At 61.0% G+C, this 16,911-nt stretch carries 14 protein-coding genes; 11 read left to right on the top strand and 3 right to left on the bottom strand.

The window, feature by feature from the left end; translation table 11 throughout:
* The first annotated feature begins 40 nt into the window (after positions 1 to 40).
* Positions 41 to 778: a pyridoxine 5'-phosphate synthase gene (gene pdxJ / locus IU367_RS17780; RefSeq protein WP_274452593.1), complete on the top strand. Its 738-nt coding sequence runs from the start codon at positions 41 to 43 to the stop codon at positions 776 to 778.
* A gap of 76 nt (positions 779 to 854) precedes the next feature.
* Here the strand turns inward: pdxJ and IU367_RS17775 are convergent, their stop codons facing one another.
* The 3 genes from IU367_RS17775 to barA all read right to left on the bottom strand — a co-directional run bounded on the left by IU367_RS17775 (position 855) and on the right by barA (position 5,110).
* Positions 855 to 1,784 (bottom strand): N-acetylmuramoyl-L-alanine amidase, encoded by a 930-nt coding sequence (locus IU367_RS17775; protein ID WP_274452592.1) that lies wholly within the window; start codon positions 1,782 to 1,784, stop codon positions 855 to 857.
* 3 nt (positions 1,785 to 1,787) lie between these two features.
* Positions 1,788 to 2,267, bottom strand: a complete 480-nt coding sequence (locus tag IU367_RS17770; protein ID WP_005318863.1) for a YehS family protein — start codon at positions 2,265 to 2,267, stop codon at positions 1,788 to 1,790.
* A 131-nt stretch (positions 2,268 to 2,398) separates the two neighbouring features.
* On the bottom strand, positions 2,399 to 5,110 hold the full coding sequence (gene barA, locus IU367_RS17765) for a two-component sensor histidine kinase BarA (protein WP_274452591.1): 2,712 nt from the start codon (positions 5,108 to 5,110) through the stop codon (positions 2,399 to 2,401).
* Positions 5,111 to 5,340: 230 nt separating this feature from the next.
* Between barA and rlmD the strand changes: the two genes are divergently transcribed.
* From rlmD to surE, 10 genes are all read left to right on the top strand, one after another.
* A complete protein-coding gene (gene rlmD, locus IU367_RS17760) occupies positions 5,341 to 6,660 on the top strand; it encodes a 23S rRNA (uracil(1939)-C(5))-methyltransferase RlmD (protein ID WP_274452590.1) in 1,320 nt (439 codons plus the stop codon).
* Positions 6,661 to 6,933: 273 nt separating this feature from the next.
* Positions 6,934 to 9,144: a GTP diphosphokinase gene (gene relA / locus IU367_RS17755; protein ID WP_043142131.1), complete on the top strand. Its 2,211-nt coding sequence runs from the start codon at positions 6,934 to 6,936 to the stop codon at positions 9,142 to 9,144.
* Positions 9,145 to 9,318: 174 nt separating this feature from the next.
* Positions 9,319 to 10,116, top strand: coding sequence for a nucleoside triphosphate pyrophosphohydrolase (mazG, locus tag IU367_RS17750; RefSeq protein WP_098980696.1), 798 nt, complete (start codon positions 9,319 to 9,321; stop codon positions 10,114 to 10,116).
* 141 nt (positions 10,117 to 10,257) lie between these two features.
* Entirely contained in the window at positions 10,258 to 11,895 is a 1,638-nt protein-coding gene (pyrG, locus tag IU367_RS17745) for a glutamine hydrolyzing CTP synthase (RefSeq protein WP_042872670.1), read from the top strand.
* A gap of 89 nt (positions 11,896 to 11,984) precedes the next feature.
* Positions 11,985 to 13,286 carry a phosphopyruvate hydratase gene (gene eno / locus IU367_RS17740; protein ID WP_043142126.1) on the top strand — a complete coding sequence of 434 codons (1,302 nt, stop codon included), beginning with the start codon at positions 11,985 to 11,987 and terminating at the stop codon, positions 13,284 to 13,286.
* A 179-nt stretch (positions 13,287 to 13,465) separates the two neighbouring features.
* Positions 13,466 to 13,783, top strand: coding sequence for a cell division protein FtsB (gene ftsB, locus IU367_RS17735; RefSeq protein ID WP_042872668.1), 318 nt, complete (start codon positions 13,466 to 13,468; stop codon positions 13,781 to 13,783).
* Complete coding sequence (ispD, locus tag IU367_RS17730) at positions 13,776 to 14,462, top strand: 2-C-methyl-D-erythritol 4-phosphate cytidylyltransferase (protein ID WP_098980695.1); 687 nt, start codon at positions 13,776 to 13,778, stop codon at positions 14,460 to 14,462. The genes ftsB and ispD overlap by 8 nt, the downstream gene beginning before the upstream one ends.
* Before the next feature lie 168 nt (positions 14,463 to 14,630).
* On the top strand, positions 14,631 to 15,107 hold the full coding sequence (gene ispF, locus IU367_RS17725) for a 2-C-methyl-D-erythritol 2,4-cyclodiphosphate synthase (RefSeq protein WP_042872662.1): 477 nt from the start codon (positions 14,631 to 14,633) through the stop codon (positions 15,105 to 15,107).
* Positions 15,107 to 16,165, top strand: a complete 1,059-nt coding sequence (gene truD / locus IU367_RS17720) for a tRNA pseudouridine(13) synthase TruD (RefSeq protein ID WP_098980694.1) — start codon at positions 15,107 to 15,109, stop codon at positions 16,163 to 16,165. The genes ispF and truD overlap by 1 nt, the downstream gene beginning before the upstream one ends.
* On the top strand, positions 16,146 to 16,907 hold the full coding sequence (gene surE, locus IU367_RS17715) for a 5'/3'-nucleotidase SurE (protein WP_098980693.1): 762 nt from the start codon (positions 16,146 to 16,148) through the stop codon (positions 16,905 to 16,907). The genes truD and surE overlap by 20 nt, the downstream gene beginning before the upstream one ends.
* Positions 16,908 to 16,911 lie beyond the last annotated feature (4 nt).

Below are 16,911 nucleotides of genomic sequence, written 5' to 3'. Positions count from 1 at the left end.
GCCGCACAGTTAACAGATGAAGTGTTTCAAGGAGTCATCAATGAGCGAAATCTATCTGGGTGTGAACATCGATCATATCGCCACCCTGCGCAATGCCCGCGGCACCCAGTATCCGGATCCGGTGCAGGCCGCCTTCGTGGCCGAGCAGGCCGGTGCCGATGGCATCACTGTGCACCTGCGGGAAGACCGTCGCCACATCACGGATCGCGATGTCGAGGTACTGCGCCAGACCATACAGACCAGAATGAACCTGGAGATGGCGGTAACCGAGGAGATGATCGGCATCGCCCAGCGCATCCAGCCCCAGTTCGTCTGCTTGGTGCCGGAGAAGCGCACCGAGGTGACCACAGAGGGTGGCCTGGACGTGGCCGGTCAGCTCGACAAGATCACCGATGCGGTGACCCGCCTCGCCGCCGTCGGCGCCCAGGTGTCGCTGTTCATCGATGCCGATCCGCTGCAGATCGACGCGGCTGCCGCGAGTGGCGCCCCCTTCATCGAGATCCACACCGGCCGTTACGCCGATGCCACCACGGATGCCGAGCGCAACGCCGAGTTCAAGCGCATCGCCGCCGGTGCCTCCTATGCCGCCGGCAAGGGGCTCAAGGTCAATGCCGGCCACGGCCTGCACTATCACAACGTCAAGGCCATCGCCGCCATCCCCGAGCTCTATGAGCTCAACATCGGCCACGCCATCATAGGGCGCGCCGCCTTCGACGGCCTGACCAAGGCGGTCAGCGACATGCGCCTGCTGATGCAGGAAGCCCGTCAGGGGATCTGATCCCGCTTCGACGATAAGCCGATCAGCAACAACAAGGGACGCCACGGCGTCCCTTGTTGTTTTTCAGCACTGAGATTCAGGGGGCCGGAAAGTAACGTTCGAGTAACGCCGTGAGTATGGCCTGGCTCTGTTCATCGGGCTCGCCGCTGACCAGGGCGGGACGGAAATGGAGCTGGAAGGCGCGCAGGGCGGCGCGGCTCTGCTCATCCCAGGCGCCGCTTGAGGCGACCCCATAGCCGTAACGGGCGAGTTGCTGTTGCCAGGTGAGGGCATCCCAGGCGGGGGCTGGCTGTTGGCGCAGGGCCGTGACTCTGGCCTCGTCTGGCCAGGCGCCGACCCCGTAGTGCAGGGCGAGCTCGCGCCAGGGGAAGTGGGGGCCGGGATCCTGCTTGCGCTCGGGGGCGACATCGCTGTGGGCCAGCACCTGGGTTGGCGGTATTTGATAGCGCTGCACCAGATCCTGAGTGAGGGCGCCGATGGCGGCGATCTGCGCCCGGGTGTAAGGCTGCCAGCGTCGCTGGTGGGCGGGTAGCAACTCATCTTCCGGCGGATAGCCCAGGTTGACGATTTCGATGCCGAGGGAGCTGGCGTTGAGCCCCGCATACTGGTGCCAGCGACTGCGGCCCGCATGCCAGGCGCGCTGGCTGTCGGGCACCAGCTGGTAGACGGGCAGCGGCGTCTGGTCGGTGTCGCGGGGGATCAGGTAGTGGGCGCTCACCTGGTGGGCCGGTTCGGTCAGCAGGCGCAGAGAGTGAGCATCGTCCTCATCCGTGTAGTGCAGGATCAGGAAGGCGATGCGTTCATTCTGGTTGGCGCTGGGGTAACGGGACGAGAGCTGATAGGGGGCTGGCTGGCAGGCGCTCAGCAGCAGTATGAGGCAGAGTGGCCATAGCCATAGCCGCAGCCACCTGGCCCTGTTTGCGCCCGGATCGGGAAGGCGCGACGGCCAGCGCCGCCCACTGACCAGCGAGAGGCGGGCTGACAGTGAGCGGAGACGCTGGCCCATGACTCAGGCGCGGTACTTGGCGGTGAGGCCGATGAGGAAGTTGCGCAGGATCTGATCCCCGCAATCCTGATAGTGCTTGTGATCCTTGGAGCGGAACAGGGCACTCAGTTCGGACTTGGAGAGGTTGAAGTCGGCGAGCTTGAGGGTGCCGAGCATGTCCTCTTCTTTGTAGTTCAGGCCGATGCGCAGCTTGCGCAGTATCATGTTGTTGTTGATCCGGTTCGGGATCACCTGGGCCGGGGCATCTTCCCGCACACCGCGGCGCGCTATGATGAAGCCGTCGAGGAACTGGCTCAGGGCCGCATCGGGGCAGGCGACATAGCCAGCCTCCTGCTCTTCACCTTCGGCGGCTTCTTTCATCAGCCAGCTGTGCAGCTGGGCGTGAGTGACCGTCAGGTTGCCCTTGGCAAACATCTCGACCATCTGGTCATTGCTGATGGTGAGGGCGTAGCGCAGACGGCGCAGAATATCGTTGTTGGTCATGTTGACTCCTGTAGAAACGGCGCAACTTTACCATCTGGCGCGCCCCGCGTCAGAAAAAGCGGGGCTGGCCCTGTCAGGAAAAGGGGGCAAGGGACTGTTGCCAATGGCGGGCAGCCCTGCATCCCGCTCATTCAGACGAGATAGCGCGGCGCCTCCTGACGCACCTGCTCCATCGCATCCTGCAATTCCAGCAATTCGGGCTCCAGCTCGCTGACCGACACCCCGTCGCGCAGCTGCTGCTCCAGCTGGGAGAGCAGCCGTTGCAGGCCGGGCACCCCGGAATAGGCGCAGCCGCCGTTGAGGCGATGCAGCTGGGCCAGCACCTCGGCATCCTCCACCTGACCGGCGAGGGCCGCCTCCAGCACGGGATCCACCTCGTCGAAACTGGCCATCAACATGGTCAGCATCTCCTTGGCGAGATCCTGCTTGCCGGCGGCCTGACGTACAGCGAGAGACCAGTCTATCTGCTGATCCGCGCGGTTCTGGTGGCGACGGTGGGCGAAGTCGGTGATCAGCTGGGCCAGCATGCTCTCGTCGATGGGCTTGGCCAGATAGTCATCCATCCCCTGCCGGATCAGCCGCTCCCGCTCACCGGGAATGGCGTGGGCGGTCACCGCCACGATCGGCGTCTCTGTGTTGAGGGACTGGCTGCGGATCGCCTGGGTGGCGCTGATGCCATCCATGATCGGCATCTGTATATCCATGAAGATGATGTCGAATGGCTGGCTCTGGGCCAGTCTGACCGCCTCCTTGCCGTTCTTGCACACCACCACCTGGCTCACCATCTCCTTGAGCATGGCGGCGATCAGCTTGAGGTTGGCCGCATTGTCGTCCACCGCCAGCACCTTGACTTGCTGCACCTGGCGCTGGGTCGGGGCGGGCAGTGGCGCGCTCTTGGCTGCCTCGGGGGAGAGCAGGGCGTGCAGCAGCTTGCGGTGGTTGGTGGGCTTGGAGAGACAGTGCTGGGCGCCGTGGGCCAGCATGGCGTCATAGAGCGCGGGCTCGTGGCTGCTGAGCAGCACTATGGTGTTCTGCTGGCCGTCCAGCCCGTCGAGGCGGGCGATCACCTGCTGAGGTGTGTGCAGTGTGCTGCTGCCGATGATCACCATGTCCTGGTTGCTCATCTCGGGCCAGATGGTGTCGATGGCGAGCGACTGCACATCCAGCTGCCACTCCGCCAGCAGGGCGCAGAGGGAGGAGTGGCTGAAGGGATCCGGCTCCAGCAGCCAGACCCGTTTGCCCTGGATGCGATCCAGCGGCAGCTTGTCGGTCTGGGGCAGGGGAGAGACGTCCATGTCCAGGCTGAAGGAGAAGATGGAGCCCTTGCCCAGTTCGGATTCGAAACGGATCTGGCCCCCCATCTGCTGCACCAGCTTCTGGGTGATGACGAGGCCGAGACCAGTGCCGCCATAGCGGCGCGAGATGGAGGAGTCGGCCTGGTTGAAGGCCTGGAACAGCTGGCGCTGCTGCTCTTCCGAGATGCCGATGCCGGTATCGCGGATCAGCACATTGAGCCGCACCTTGTTGCCGTTGCTGCCGCCGGTCTGCTCGATGCGCACATCCACGTTGCCGCGCTCGGTGAACTTGATGGCGTTGCCGGTGAGGTTGGTCAGCACCTGCTGCAGGCGCATGGGGTCACCGGTGAGGTAGTCCGGCACCTCGGCATCTACCTGCAGGGAGAGTTCGAGCTGCTTGTCGTGGGCGCTGGGGCCGAGCAGGTGCATGGTCTCGTTGAGGGTGTCGCGCAGGCTGAATGGTATGTGTTCCAGCTGCAGCTTGCCCGCCTCCAGCTTGGAGAAGTCGAGGATGTCGTTGATGATGCCGAGCAGGTTGCGGGCCGACTTCTCTATGGTCTGCATGTAGTCGGTCTGGCTCGGGGTCAGCGCCGTCTTGAGCAGCTGGCGGGTGAAGCCGATGACGCCGTTGAGCGGGGTGCGCAGCTCGTGGGACATGTTGGCGAGGAACTCGGATTTGACCCGCGCCGCCTCCTGCGCCCGCTTCTTGGCCATGTCGAGCTCGACGTTCTGGATCTCTATCTGTTCAAGTGTCTCCCGCAGATCCGAGGTCGCCTGATCGATGTTCTGCTGCATCTCCTCGTGATATTCCGAGAGCGCCTTGGCCATGGCGTTGATGCCGTTTTTCAGCATGTCCAGCTCGCCGGTGAGCTGGCCGCTGACCCGGGTGTCGAGTCGCCCCTCCCTGATCTTGTGCACCGCCTGCACCATGTCGGTGATGGGCTGGGTCACGCTCTTGACCAGCCTGAAGCCAAACAGGGTACTGACGGCCAGACCGATGAGCACCATGATCACCGCGAAGAAGGTGTCGCGATACTGCAGGATCATGGCCCTGTCTGTGGTCATCTGCATGGAGATGTAGCCGATCATGGGCGGCTCCACGTCGCTGGGCAGCGGGAAGCCATCCATGCTGGTCTCGGCCTGGATCGGGGTGCGCAATATGATGTCGTCACCGTACAGGGTGACGCTGGTCAGCTCGGGGATCTGGCTGCCATCGGGCAGCCGCAGCCGGGTGAAGTCCCTGTGGTAGTTGGACGTCACGAACAGCTGGTTGTCCTGGGTGAAGACGGCGATGGACTTGATGAGCGGCGAATTCTTGCGGTGAGTCAGGCCAATCAGCCGCTTGAGCGACTCCCGGCTGTGCTGGGTCATGCCGTATTCACTGGCGATGGCCAGCGGCTCTATGATGTTGATGCCCTGATCGATCAGGTTGTTTTCCAGCTGCTGGTAGCGGTGGAAGGTGAAATAGCCGGCCATCAGGCCGCCAATGATCAGGGTCGGCAATATGGTAAAGGCCAGCACCCGGGCTCGCAGGCCGTACTTGGTCATGCGAATGGTCCCCCGATGAGCAGGGTGGGCAAGATGGTCAATGGCACGACATGAGCGCGCAGGCCGGATTGGGTCATGCGGATAGTCCCCCGAAGAGCAGGGTTGGCAAGAAGGCAAACGACAGTGGGCGGGCCCGCAGGCCGGATTTGGTCATACTATTATTCTTGTGGGACAATAGCCTGCTGCAGATTCCACAATCATGACATAGCCACCTATAGGCACCAAGTTTTATGGCCCAGTTTTTCAAGCCCCAAAAGAAATCCACCCAGCCCCAACGTATTGAATTTACGGTAGACAGTCTGGATCACCACTGCGTCGGTATCGGCCGTCATCAGGGCAAGGCGATCTTCATTGAAGGGGCGCTGCCCGGCGAGCAGGTCAAGGCCCGCATCCTCGAAGACAAGAAGCAGTATGCCCACGCCGCCTTGCAACAGGTGGTGACCCCGGCAGCCAATCGCATCGCCCCCTTCTGCAGCCACTACCGCGAGTGCGGCGGTTGCAATGCCCAGCATCTCGGTGAGGCGGATCAGCAGGCCGCCAAGGAGGCCGGTTTGGTCAGCCTGTTCGAGCGGCTGGGGCAGATCAAGGCGCCAGCGCTGGAGCCCGTGCTGACAGGGGAGTCTCGCGCCTACCGCCGGGTCTGCCGGCTGGCCATAAAGTTTGACAAGAATGGCCGCTGCACCCGGGTCGGTTTTCGTCGTCGCCAATCCAACGACCTGGTGGAGATCGAGGGCTGCCCCGTGCTGGCCGAGCCGCTCTCTGCCCTCATAGCGCCGCTGCGCGAATGCCTCAATCGCCTCAAGAGCCAGCGTGAGCTGGGCCATGCCGAACTCATTCAGGCCGAGCAGGGGATCATGATGCTGCTGCGCCATACGGGTCGTCCCAACGAGGGGGATCGCGCCCTGCTGGTGGCCTTTGCGCAGGCGCAGGGGATAGACCTCTATCTGCAGGCCGCCGATGAACGCATCGAGCCGTTGCATCAGGTATTCCAGCCATCCTACTCACTGGATGGCCTGTCTCTTGCATTTGCTCCTGGTGACTTCATTCAGGTCAATGGCCCCATCAACCAGAGCATGGTGGCTCAGGCGCTGGCGTGGCTCGGGGCGAGCAAGGATGACAAGGTGCTGGATCTGTTCTGCGGCATAGGCAACTTCACCCTGCCACTGGCCCGTCAGGCCCGGGAAGTGGTGGGCGTGGAAGGGGAGCTGGCCATGGTGGCCCGCGCGGAGGAGAACGCCCGTCGCAACGGCATCGACAATGCCCGTTTCTACAAGGCGGACTTGAGCGGTGACATAGTTGGCATGTCCTGGGCGCGGGAAGGGTTCGATCTGGTGCTGCTGGATCCGGCCCGCCCCGGTGCGCTGGAGGTGATGGGTCACGTCGTGAAACTTTCACCCAAGCGAGTGGTCTACGTTTCCTGTAACCCGGTCACCCTGGCCCGTGACAGCCAGGTGCTGGTGAAAGGGGGCTACCGACTGGTACGTCTGGGGATGCTCGACATGTTCCCCCACACCGGCCATCTGGAGTCCATGGCCCTGTTTGAGCGGTAATGAACGGAGTAATCCAGCTCCTTGGTCTTATGTGTTTGGGGGCCGGATATGTTCTTTTATTCTGGTGTATCTGGCGTCCATCAGGCTGTTTGAGCGGGAGTGATTGGGGTAATCTAGCCCCTCGTAAATCGGCTGGGCCTGTTGGAGAACTCTATTGTCTTTATTGACAATATGCCTTGAAAAGTTCTCCAGATATCCCCATCTGAGGCAGTCTCATCAGGTGAGGGGGAGGAAGCGGCAGCTTTCGGCCCAATAATTTAAAGGATTGATACCATGGTTGCGGTTCGCGATATTCATTTGAAAGACAACTTCACCCTGGAAGAGTGGGTCAGCTCGCTCTCCTTGAGTGACAGTGACAAGGATCAGTTGCGAACCGTCTACCAGTATTGTCTGACGCTCGGTGACGAGGCGCTCACCAACCGCCTGCTGGTGCGTGGTGTCGAGATGGCGGGCATTCTGCTGATGCTCAGCATGGATCTCGGCACCCTCAAGGCCGCCATCATCTACCCCTTCGTCGAAGCCGGCCTCATCAGCCAGGAGCGGATGGACGAAGACTTCGGTCCCAAGATCGCCAAGCTGGTGGAAGGGGTGCTGGAGATGGAAGCCATCCGCTCCCTGCAGACCCTGCACCGCAGCGAGACCTCGCCGGAACAGGTCGACAACGTGCGCCGCATGCTGCTCGCCATGGTCGAGGATGTGCGTGCCGTGGTCATCAAGCTGGCGGAGCGGATCGCCTGCCTGCGGGAAGCGAAGAAGGCGGATGAAGAGACCCGGGTGCTGATGGCCCAGGAGATCACCAACATCTATGCCCCGCTGGCCAACCGGCTCGGCATAGGTCAGCTCAAATGGGAGCTGGAAGATCTTGCCTTCCGTTACCTGCACCCGGACACCTACAAGCAGATCGCCAAGCAGCTCGACGAGAAGCGCCTCGACCGGGAGCGCTACATCCGCGAGTTCGTGCAGTCCCTGCGCGATGCCCTCAAGGAAGCGGATGTGGAGGCCGAAGTCTATGGCCGTCCGAAACACATCTACAGCATCTGGCGCAAGATGCAGAAGAAGCACCTCGAGTTCAACGAGCTGTTCGACGTGCGCGCTGTGCGGGTGGTGACCAAGCGGCTGCAGGATTGCTACGCGGCGCTCGGCATAGTCCATACCCATTTCCACCATATTCCCCGCGAGTTTGACGACTATGTCGCCAACCCCAAACCCAACGGCTATCAGTCGATCCACACAGTGGTGGTGGGGCCGGAAGGCAAGACGGTGGAGATCCAGATCCGCACCGACCAGATGCATCAGGATGCCGAGCTGGGGGTGGCCGCTCACTGGCGCTACAAGGAAGGGGCCCAGGCCGCCAACAAGGCCAACAACTTCGAAGACAAGATCGAGTGGCTGCGCAAGCTGCTCGCCTGGCAGGAGGATCTCTCCGAGAGCGGGTCCCTGCTCGAGGATCTGCGCAGTCAGGTGTTCGAGGACAGGGTCTATGTGTTCACCCCGAAAGGGGATGTCATCGATCTGCCGGCGGGGGCTACCCCGCTCGATTTTGCCTATCACGTACACAGCATGATCGGCCACCGTTGCATCGGCGCCAAGATTGACGGTCGTATTGTGCCCTTCACCTATGCGCTGCAAACCGGCGACCAGGTGGAGGTGATCACCCAGAAGGAGCCGAACCCGAGCCGCGACTGGATGAACCCCAACTCGGGTTTCCTGCGCTCCAGCCGGGCGCGGGCCAAGGTGGCCACCTGGTTCAGAAAGCTGGATCGGGACAAGAACATAGCCGCCGGCAAGGAGCTGCTGGAGAAGGAGCTGGACAGACACAACCTGACCCTCTCCAAGGTGGACAAGGTGGTGCTCGAGCGTTTCCACGCCGAGGAGCTGGAAGACCTGCTGGCCGGTATCGGCAGCGGCGACATCCGCATCAACCAGCTGCTCAACTACCTGGACACCCGTTACAACAAGCCGACGGCGGAAGAAGAAGATCGCCGTGTGCTGGAAAAACTGGAGCAGAAGGCCAATACCCCGTTCCGGCCCAAGCCCAAGGATCACATAGTGGTGGAAGGGGTCGGCAATCTGATGACCCACATCGCCCGCTGCTGCCAGCCCATCCCGGGCGACACCATTCAGGGCTTCATCACCATGGGGCGCGGGGTATCCATCCACAGGGATGATTGCGAGCAGCTCAAGGAGCTCTCCCGTCGCAACCCGGAACGACTGATCGATGCGGTGTGGGGGGAGAACTACTCGGGTGGTTATGGCCTCACCATTCGCATCCTCTCCAACGATCGCTCGGGTCTGCTGCGGGACATCACTACAGTGCTGGCCAACGAGAAGATCAACGTGATGGGGGTGCGTTCGCGCTCCAACGTGCGCGAGCAGACCGCCGAGATCGACATGGAGCTGGAGATTTACAACATCAACGCCTTCAACCGGGCGTTGGCCAAGCTCAGCCAGCTCAACGACGTGATCAGCGCCAAGCGCCTCTGATACCTAACGACCGGCCCAGGGTGGCCGGTCGCTTTTCCCCTGTTTGAACGACCTGAAAGCGGATCTCCCATGTCCCAACGTTACGACCTGCCCCAACGGATCGACATGAGATTGATCGGCTGCGCGGCTTGATGTCGCTTCATCCCCATTTAACGAATCGAAAGTGAGTAGCTCATGTCTCAACGTTACGACCTCTCTCAATTGCTCGATATCATGTCTCGCCTGCGTGACCCGCAAGAGGGTTGCCCCTGGGATCTCAAGCAGAGCTTCCAGACCATAGTGCCGCACACTCTGGAAGAGGCCTATGAGGTTGCCGATGCCATCGAAACCCGCGATTGGCAGGGATTGAAGGGGGAACTCGGCGATTTGCTGTTCCAGGTAGTGTTCTACGCCCAGCTGGGCAAGGAGCAGGGGCTGTTCGATTTCGCCGATATCGTGGATACGGTGAGCGAGAAGCTCATTCGTCGCCATCCCCACGTGTTTTCCGATGCGGATCTTGGTGACGAGCAGGCGGTGAAGGTGAACTGGGAGGCCGAGAAGGCCAAAGAGCGGGCCGCGCTCGACAAGGAGAGCGTGCTGGATGACATACCGCTCGCGCTGCCGGCCCTGACCCGCGCCGCCAAGATCCAGAAGCGCTGTGCCACGGTGGGCTTCGACTGGAAGACGCTGGGCCCTGTGGTGGACAAGATCCACGAAGAGATCGACGAGGTGATGGAAGAGGCGTTGATGGCCGACGTGGACGAGGCGCGGGTGAGTGATGAGCTCGGCGACCTGCTGTTTGCCACCGTCAACCTGGTTCGTCATCTTGGCAAGGATCCTGAGCAGGTGCTGCGGGGCGCCAACAGCAAGTTCGAACGTCGCTTTCGTCAGGTTGAGCAGTTTATCGCCGCGGAAGGGCTGAAAATGACCGATTGCTCGCTGGAAAAGCTGGACGCAGCCTGGGACAAGGCCAAGGAAACCGAACAAAGTTGATTTGGCGCAAGATGAGGGGGCGGTGAGCCTGATAGATTTTTGTTCATTGTTTGGGAGAGGGGGTTTTGGTATACTGTTTCCCCGTCCTGCTTCATCCCCGAAGCACCCCTTAAAATTCCCTAAACTTCTTTCAGGTTCAGCATGACGACAAAATATATTTTTGTAACTGGTGGCGTTGTTTCATCCCTCGGCAAAGGCATTGCCGCAGCTTCTCTGGCAGCCATTCTGGAAGCCCGTGGTCTGGATGTGACCATCATGAAACTGGACCCCTATATCAACGTGGATCCGGGCACCATGAGCCCGACCCAGCACGGTGAAGTATTCGTAACCGAGGACGGGGCCGAAACCGATCTGGATCTGGGCCACTACGAGCGTTTCATCCGCACCAAGATGACTCGCCGCAACAACTTTACCACTGGCCGCATCTACGCCGACGTGCTGCGCAAAGAGCGCCGTGGCGACTATCTGGGCGCCACCATTCAGGTCATCCCGCACATCACCAACGCCATCAAGGAGCGGGTGATTGCCGGTGCCGAAGGCCATCAGGTTGCCATCGTCGAAGTGGGCGGTACCGTGGGCGACATCGAGTCCCTGCCGTTCCTCGAGGCCATTCGTCAGCTGGCTGCCGAAGTGGGCCGCAACAGCGCCATGTTCATGCACCTGACCCTGGTACCTTACCTGGCCGCCGCCGGCGAGGTGAAGACCAAGCCGACCCAGCACTCGGTGAAAGAGCTGCTCTCCATCGGGATCCAGCCGGATGTGCTGATCTGCCGCTCCGACCGTGCCATTCCGGCCAATGAGCGTGCCAAGATTGCCCTGTTCTGCAACGTGCCTGAGCGCGCCGTCATCTCCATGAAAGACGTCGACTCCATCTACAAGATCCCGGCCCTGCTCAAGTCCCAGAATCTGGACTCCTACTTCACCGAGCGTTTCGGTCTGGAGTGCAAGGAGGCCGACCTGTCCGAGTGGGAACAGGTGGTCTTCGAAGAGGCCAACCCGACTGCGGAAGTGACCATCGGAATGGTCGGCAAGTATGTCTCCCTGCCGGATGCCTACAAGTCCGTCAACGAGGCGCTCAAGCACGGTGGCCTCAAGACCCGTCTCTCCGTCACCATCAAGTACATCGACTCCCAGGACATCGAGACCCGTGGCTCCGAGCTGCTGGAGGGCCTGGACGCGATCCTGGTGCCGGGTGGCTTCGGTGAGCGCGGCGTGGAAGGCAAGATCCAGGCGGCCCAGTATGCCCGTGAGAACAAGATCCCTTATCTGGGTATCTGCCTCGGCATGCAGGTTGCCATGATCGAATTTGCACGCAACGTGGCGGGCATGACAGGGGCTCACTCCTCCGAATTCAAGAAAGATTGCGCCTATCCGGTCGTCGGTCTCATCACCGAGTGGGTGGATGACGAAGGCAACGTCGAGACTCGTACCGAGAAGTCTGATCTGGGCGGCACCATGCGTCTGGGCTCCCAGCTCTGCCACCTGGTCGAAGGTTCCAAGGTGCGTCAGATGTACGGCAGCCCGACCATTTACGAGCGCCACCGTCACCGTTACGAAGTGAACAACAAGCTGCTGCCGCAGATTGAAGCGGCAGGTCTGAAAGTGACCGGTCTCTCCGCCGACAAAAAATTGGTGGAAATTATCGAGATCCCGGATCACCCTTGGTTCGTGGCGGCGCAGTTCCACCCGGAGTTCACCTCGACTCCCCGTGATGGCCACGCCCTGTTCGCCGGTTTTGTGAAGGCGGCAGGCGAGTATCAGAAGCGTAATCTGAAGTAATTGAAAATAAATGCGGTTGAGGCTCTGTGCCACAGCCGCTTTTTTTGGCATATTTTTGTTGTTTTTTTACGAAACCTGAGGAAATACACATGTCCAAGATCGTTAAAGTGATCGGTCGTGAAATCATCGACTCCCGTGGTAACCCGACCGTTGAGGCCGAAGTTCACCTGGAAGGTGGTTTTGTTGGTATGGCAGCCGCTCCGTCTGGCGCGTCCACCGGTTCCCGCGAAGCGCTGGAACTGCGTGACGGCGACAAGAGCCGTTTCCTGGGTAAAGGCGTTCTGAAAGCCCTCGAAGCCGTCAACGGCCCGATCGCTCAAGCTCTGCTGGGTAAAGATGCCAAGGACCAGGCCGCTATCGACCAGATCATGATCGACCTCGACGGCACCGAGAACAAATCCAAGTTTGGCGCCAACGCCATCCTGGCTGTTTCCCTGGCTAACGCCAAAGCCGCCGCTGCCGCCAAAGGCATGCCGCTGTACGCTCACATCGCCGAGCTGAACGGCACTGCCGGTGTTTACTCCATGCCGCTGCCGATGATGAACATCATCAACGGTGGTGAGCACGCCGACAACAACGTCGACATCCAGGAGTTCATGATCCAGCCGGTTGGCGCCAAGACCCTGAAAGAAGCCGTTCGCATGGGCGCCGAAGTGTTCCACAACCTGGCCAAAGTGCTGAAGTCCAAGGGCTACAACACTGCTGTTGGTGACGAAGGTGGTTTCGCTCCGAACCTGAAATCCAACGCCGAAGCGCTGGAAGTGATCGCAGAAGCCGTTGCTGCTGCTGGCTATGTCCTGGGTAAAGACATCACCCTGGCCATGGACTGTGCTGCTTCCGAGTTCTACGACGCAGAGAAGAAAGAGTACAACCTGAAAGGCGAAGGTCGTATCTTCACCTCCAACGGTTTCTCTGACTACCTGGCTGACCTGACCACCAAGTTCCCGATCGTTTCCATCGAAGATGGCCTGGACGAATCTGACTGGGACGGTTTTGCTTACCAGACTGCTGAACTGGGCAAGAAAATCCAGATCGTTGGTGACGACCTGTTCGTAACCAACACCAAGATCCTGAAGCGCGGTATCGACAACGGCGTTGCCAACTCCATCCTGATCAAGTTCAACCAGATCGGTTCCCTGACCGAAACTCTGGCTGCCATCAAGATGGCCAAAGACGCTGGCTACACTGCCGTCATCTCCCACCGCTCCGGTGAGACCGAAGACGCGACCATCGCCGACCTGGCTGTTGGTACCGCTGCTGGCCAGATCAAGACAGGTTCCATGAGCCGTTCTGACCGTGTTGCCAAGTACAACCAGCTGATCCGTATCGAAGAAGCTCTGGGTGCCAAAGCTCCTTTCCGCGGTCTGAAAGAAGTTAAAAACCAGGCTTAATTCCAGCCCGCCCTTAATCTGCTCAAAGCCCCGCCAATCTGGCGGGGCTTTTTCGTTTCCGTCATCGCCGGGTGAGGTTTCTGCATTTTTTATTCCGGCCCAGCCCATCCGGGACACAGGCTTCCTTTTGTCTTGCCTGCGAATATGGGAAACTAGGCCGCTTGAAGGAGACTCAGTGCATGCGGCTACTCACTCTTATCCTGCTCTTCCTGTTGGGAGGGCTTCAATATGACCTCTGGCTGGGGAAGAATGGCCTGTCCGATTATCACGAATTGTCCGACGCCATCTCCCGGCAGCAGCAGGACAATCTGGTACTCAAGGATCGCAACAACCTGATTTATCGCGAGATTGACGATCTGACCTCGGGCCTTGAGGCCATAGAGGAGCTGTCGCGCAACGATCTCGGCTACATCAAGCAGGGCGAGACCTTCTACCGGATCATCCCCAAGGATAAGGACAAGGGCTCCAGCTCGGGAGACGCAGCCTACGATGACTGATCGCCAGACCGGGCTGACCGCCATAGTCCCCGCCGCCGGGATTGGCAGCCGGATGGGCGCCGATTGTCCGAAACAGTATCTGCAGCTGGCGGGACAGACCATTCTCGAGCATACCCTCGGCGCCCTGCTGTCACACCCGGCCATTGCCCGGGTGATAGTGGCGCTGGCGCCCCACGATCGCTGGTTTGATGCCCTGCCCGTTGCGACCGACCCGCGTGTCCTGCGGGTAGAGGGGGGCGCCGAGCGCGCCTTTTCCGTTCTCAATGCGCTGCATGTGGCAGAGGGGGAGTGGGTGCTGGTGCACGATGCCGCCCGTCCCTGTCTGACCCACGGCGATCTCGACCGGCTCATCGCCACCGCCATCCAGTGTGGTGGTGCCATTCTCGGCAGCCGGGTGCGCGACACCATGAAGCGTTCAGACGCCATGGGCAACATACTCGGCACCGTCGATCGCGAGCAGCTCTGGCATGCCCTGACGCCGCAGATGTTCCCCGCCCGCACTCTGCTGCGGGCGCTGGAGGAGGGGCTGGCGCTGGGGGCCACCATCACCGACGAGGCCTCCGCCATGGAGCGTGCCGGTTTCACCGTCCGGATGGTGGAAGGACGAGCCGACAACATCAAGGTGACCCGGCCGGAGGATCTCTCTCTGGCGGGGCTGTTTTTAAGCCAGCAGGCATAAGTCGATACACCCAGACAAGGAGCGAGCATGATCCGGATGGGACATGCGGTTGAGGTGCTCAGGGTTTGGGTGGATGAGTCTCCTGCCTGTTTGGAGGATGTCAGGCCGATCTTGAGGTGAACAAGGTTTAGGCAGAGAAGTTTCCTGCGTGTTTGGAGGATGTCAGGCGTGATACGAATTGGACATGGTTTTGATGTACACAAATTTGGTGGGGTTGGTCCCTGCATGCTGGGTGGCGTCGCCGTGCCGTATGAACAGGGCCTGCTGGCCCATTCCGACGGTGATGTGGTACTGCACGCGGTGAGCGATGCCCTGCTTGGCGCCATAGGCGCCGGTGACATAGGCCGCCACTTTCCCGATACCGCCGCGCAATTCAAGGGGATCGACAGCCGGATCCTGCTGCGGGACGTGTTTGCCCGAGTAAAAAAGGCGGGTTATGCCATCGGCAATCTGGACGTGACCATCATAGCCCAGGCCCCCAAGATGGCACCCCATATCGACGCCATGTGCGCCGTGCTGGCCGCCGACCTGATGTGTGATTTGAACCGGGTGAATGTCAAGGCGACTACCACAGAACAACTCGGGTTTACGGGGCGCAAGGAAGGGATCGCCACCGAAGCTGTCGTCTTACTGGTGAAACAATAATGTTGGAACAACTCAGTTATCTGCACGGAGCGCCCGCCGCCCGTGGCATCCTCAAGGCCGAGGCCAGTGATTTCGTGGTGGTTGAGGATCTCGGCTTCGAGCCCTGCGGCGAGGGTGAACACATTTTCGTGCGGGTGCGCAAAACTGGCGAGAACACCGCCTGGGTGGCGGGCCTGCTGGCCGATGCGGCCGGGGTCAATCGCAACGCTGTGACCTGGGCTGGCCTCAAGGATCGCCACGCCGTGACCGAGCAGTGGTTCGGCATTCACCTGCCGGGCAAGGCAGAGCCGAACCTTTCGGTGATCGAGAGTGACAGCATCCAGATCCTGCAGGTGAAGCGCCACAACAAGAAGCTGCGGGTTGGCTATCTCAAGGGCAACCACTTCACCCTGCGTCTGACCGGGCTGGAACAGACCGAGGGACTGGCGTCCCGCCTGCAGGCCATCGCCAGTCAGGGGGTGCCGAACTACTACGGCGAGCAGCGTTTTGGCCGGGGTGGCAACAATCTGGAAGCGGCCAAAGCGATGTTTGCCGGCAAGCGGATCAATGATCGCAACAAGCGCTCCCTCTACCTCTCCGCCGCTCGCAGCATGCTGTTCAATGCCATCGTCAGTGCCCGTATCGAGCAGGGGCTGGCTCATCAGCTGCTGGCCGGTGATTGCGTGATGCTAAAGGGCAGCCACTCCATCTTCAGCGAAGAGTTGCTGACCCCGGAGCTGGAGGCGCGTCTCGCCTCCGGTGACGTGCAGCTGACCGCTCCCCAGTGGGGCCGTGGCCGGCTGGCCAGCCAGGGGGCGGCGGCCGAGTTCGAGCAGGGAGTGCTGGCCGCTTACCCCGAATGGTGCGCAGGTCTGGAGAAGGCCGGGCTGGATCAGGACCGCCGCCCGCTCCTGCTCAAGCCGGAACAGATGAGCTGGCAGCTGGACGGCGAGGCCTTGACCCTGTCGTTCTTCCTGCCGGCCGGTGCCTTTGCCACCAGCGTGGTACGCGAATTAATGCAGGCCGAAGAGGCCGATCATGGTTTCAGGAATCAGTCCGATGCGAATTCTGGTCAGTAATGACGATGGCGTGCATGCCGAGGGGATCCTAGCCCTCAGCGCTGCGCTGACGGCCTGTGGCGAAGTCATAGTGGTGGCGCCGGATCGCAACCGCAGCGGCGCGAGTCACTCCCTGACGCTGGAGGTGCCGTTGCGGGTTACCCGTCTCAGCGAAACCGGTTTTAATGGGATCGAGAGCTATGCGGTGAAGGGGACGCCGACCGACTGCGTGCATCTGGCGGTCAACGAACTGGTGCGCCCTGAACCCGACATGGTGGTGGCTGGCATCAACCACGGTGCCAACCTGGGGGATGATGTCATCTACTCGGGCACGGTCGCGGCGGCGACCGAAGGGCGTCACCTCGGCTTTCCCTCGCTGGCCATCTCGCTGGTAGGCAAGACCCATTTCGCCAGCGCGGCCCACTATGCGGCCCTGCTGGTGAAGGGCATGATGGTGCACCCGCTGCCTGCCGATCAGATCCTCAACGTCAACGTGCCGGACCTGCCCCTCGATCAGATCAAGGGGATCAGGGTGACTCGCCTTGGCAACCGTCATCGGGCGGAATCTGTGATCTGCAGCGAGGATCCCCGTGGTCAGCCCATCTACTGGATCGGCCCCCCCGGCAGCCAGCAGGATGCGGGAGAAGGCACGGATTTCGCCGCCATCGAGCAGGGCTACGTCTCGATCACCCCCCTGACCATCGATATGACTGCCTACAGCAGTCTGGCGGGTCTGGGGGCTTGGTTAGACCTGCAGGGATGAAGGT

The organism is Aeromonas bestiarum (assembly GCF_028751155.1).
GTDB lineage: Bacteria > Pseudomonadota > Gammaproteobacteria > Enterobacterales > Aeromonadaceae > Aeromonas > Aeromonas bestiarum.
This window is presented reverse-complemented; position numbering and strand designations above follow the sequence as displayed.

What these genes read in the sequence shown, in the direction of transcription:
- pdxJ (WP_274452593.1), top strand. Translation starts at nt 41, where the DNA reads ATGAGCGAAATCTATCTGGGTGTGAACATCGATCATATCGCCACCCTG.
- IU367_RS17775 (WP_274452592.1), bottom strand. Translation starts at nt 1,784, where the DNA reads ATGGGCCAGCGTCTCCGCTCACTGTCAGCCCGCCTCTCGCTGGTCAGT.
- IU367_RS17770 (WP_005318863.1), bottom strand. Translation starts at nt 2,267, where the DNA reads ATGACCAACAACGATATTCTGCGCCGTCTGCGCTACGCCCTCACCATC.
- barA (WP_274452591.1), bottom strand. Translation starts at nt 5,110, where the DNA reads ATGACCAAGTACGGCCTGCGAGCCCGGGTGCTGGCCTTTACCATATTG.
- rlmD (WP_274452590.1), top strand. Translation starts at nt 5,341, where the DNA reads ATGGCCCAGTTTTTCAAGCCCCAAAAGAAATCCACCCAGCCCCAACGT.
- relA (WP_043142131.1), top strand. Translation starts at nt 6,934, where the DNA reads ATGGTTGCGGTTCGCGATATTCATTTGAAAGACAACTTCACCCTGGAA.
- mazG (WP_098980696.1), top strand. Translation starts at nt 9,319, where the DNA reads ATGTCTCAACGTTACGACCTCTCTCAATTGCTCGATATCATGTCTCGC.
- pyrG (WP_042872670.1), top strand. Translation starts at nt 10,258, where the DNA reads ATGACGACAAAATATATTTTTGTAACTGGTGGCGTTGTTTCATCCCTC.
- eno (WP_043142126.1), top strand. Translation starts at nt 11,985, where the DNA reads ATGTCCAAGATCGTTAAAGTGATCGGTCGTGAAATCATCGACTCCCGT.
- ftsB (WP_042872668.1), top strand. Translation starts at nt 13,466, where the DNA reads ATGCGGCTACTCACTCTTATCCTGCTCTTCCTGTTGGGAGGGCTTCAA.
- ispD (WP_098980695.1), top strand. Translation starts at nt 13,776, where the DNA reads ATGACTGATCGCCAGACCGGGCTGACCGCCATAGTCCCCGCCGCCGGG.
- truD (WP_098980694.1), top strand. Translation starts at nt 15,107, where the DNA reads ATGTTGGAACAACTCAGTTATCTGCACGGAGCGCCCGCCGCCCGTGGC.
- surE (WP_098980693.1), top strand. Translation starts at nt 16,146, where the DNA reads ATGCGAATTCTGGTCAGTAATGACGATGGCGTGCATGCCGAGGGGATC.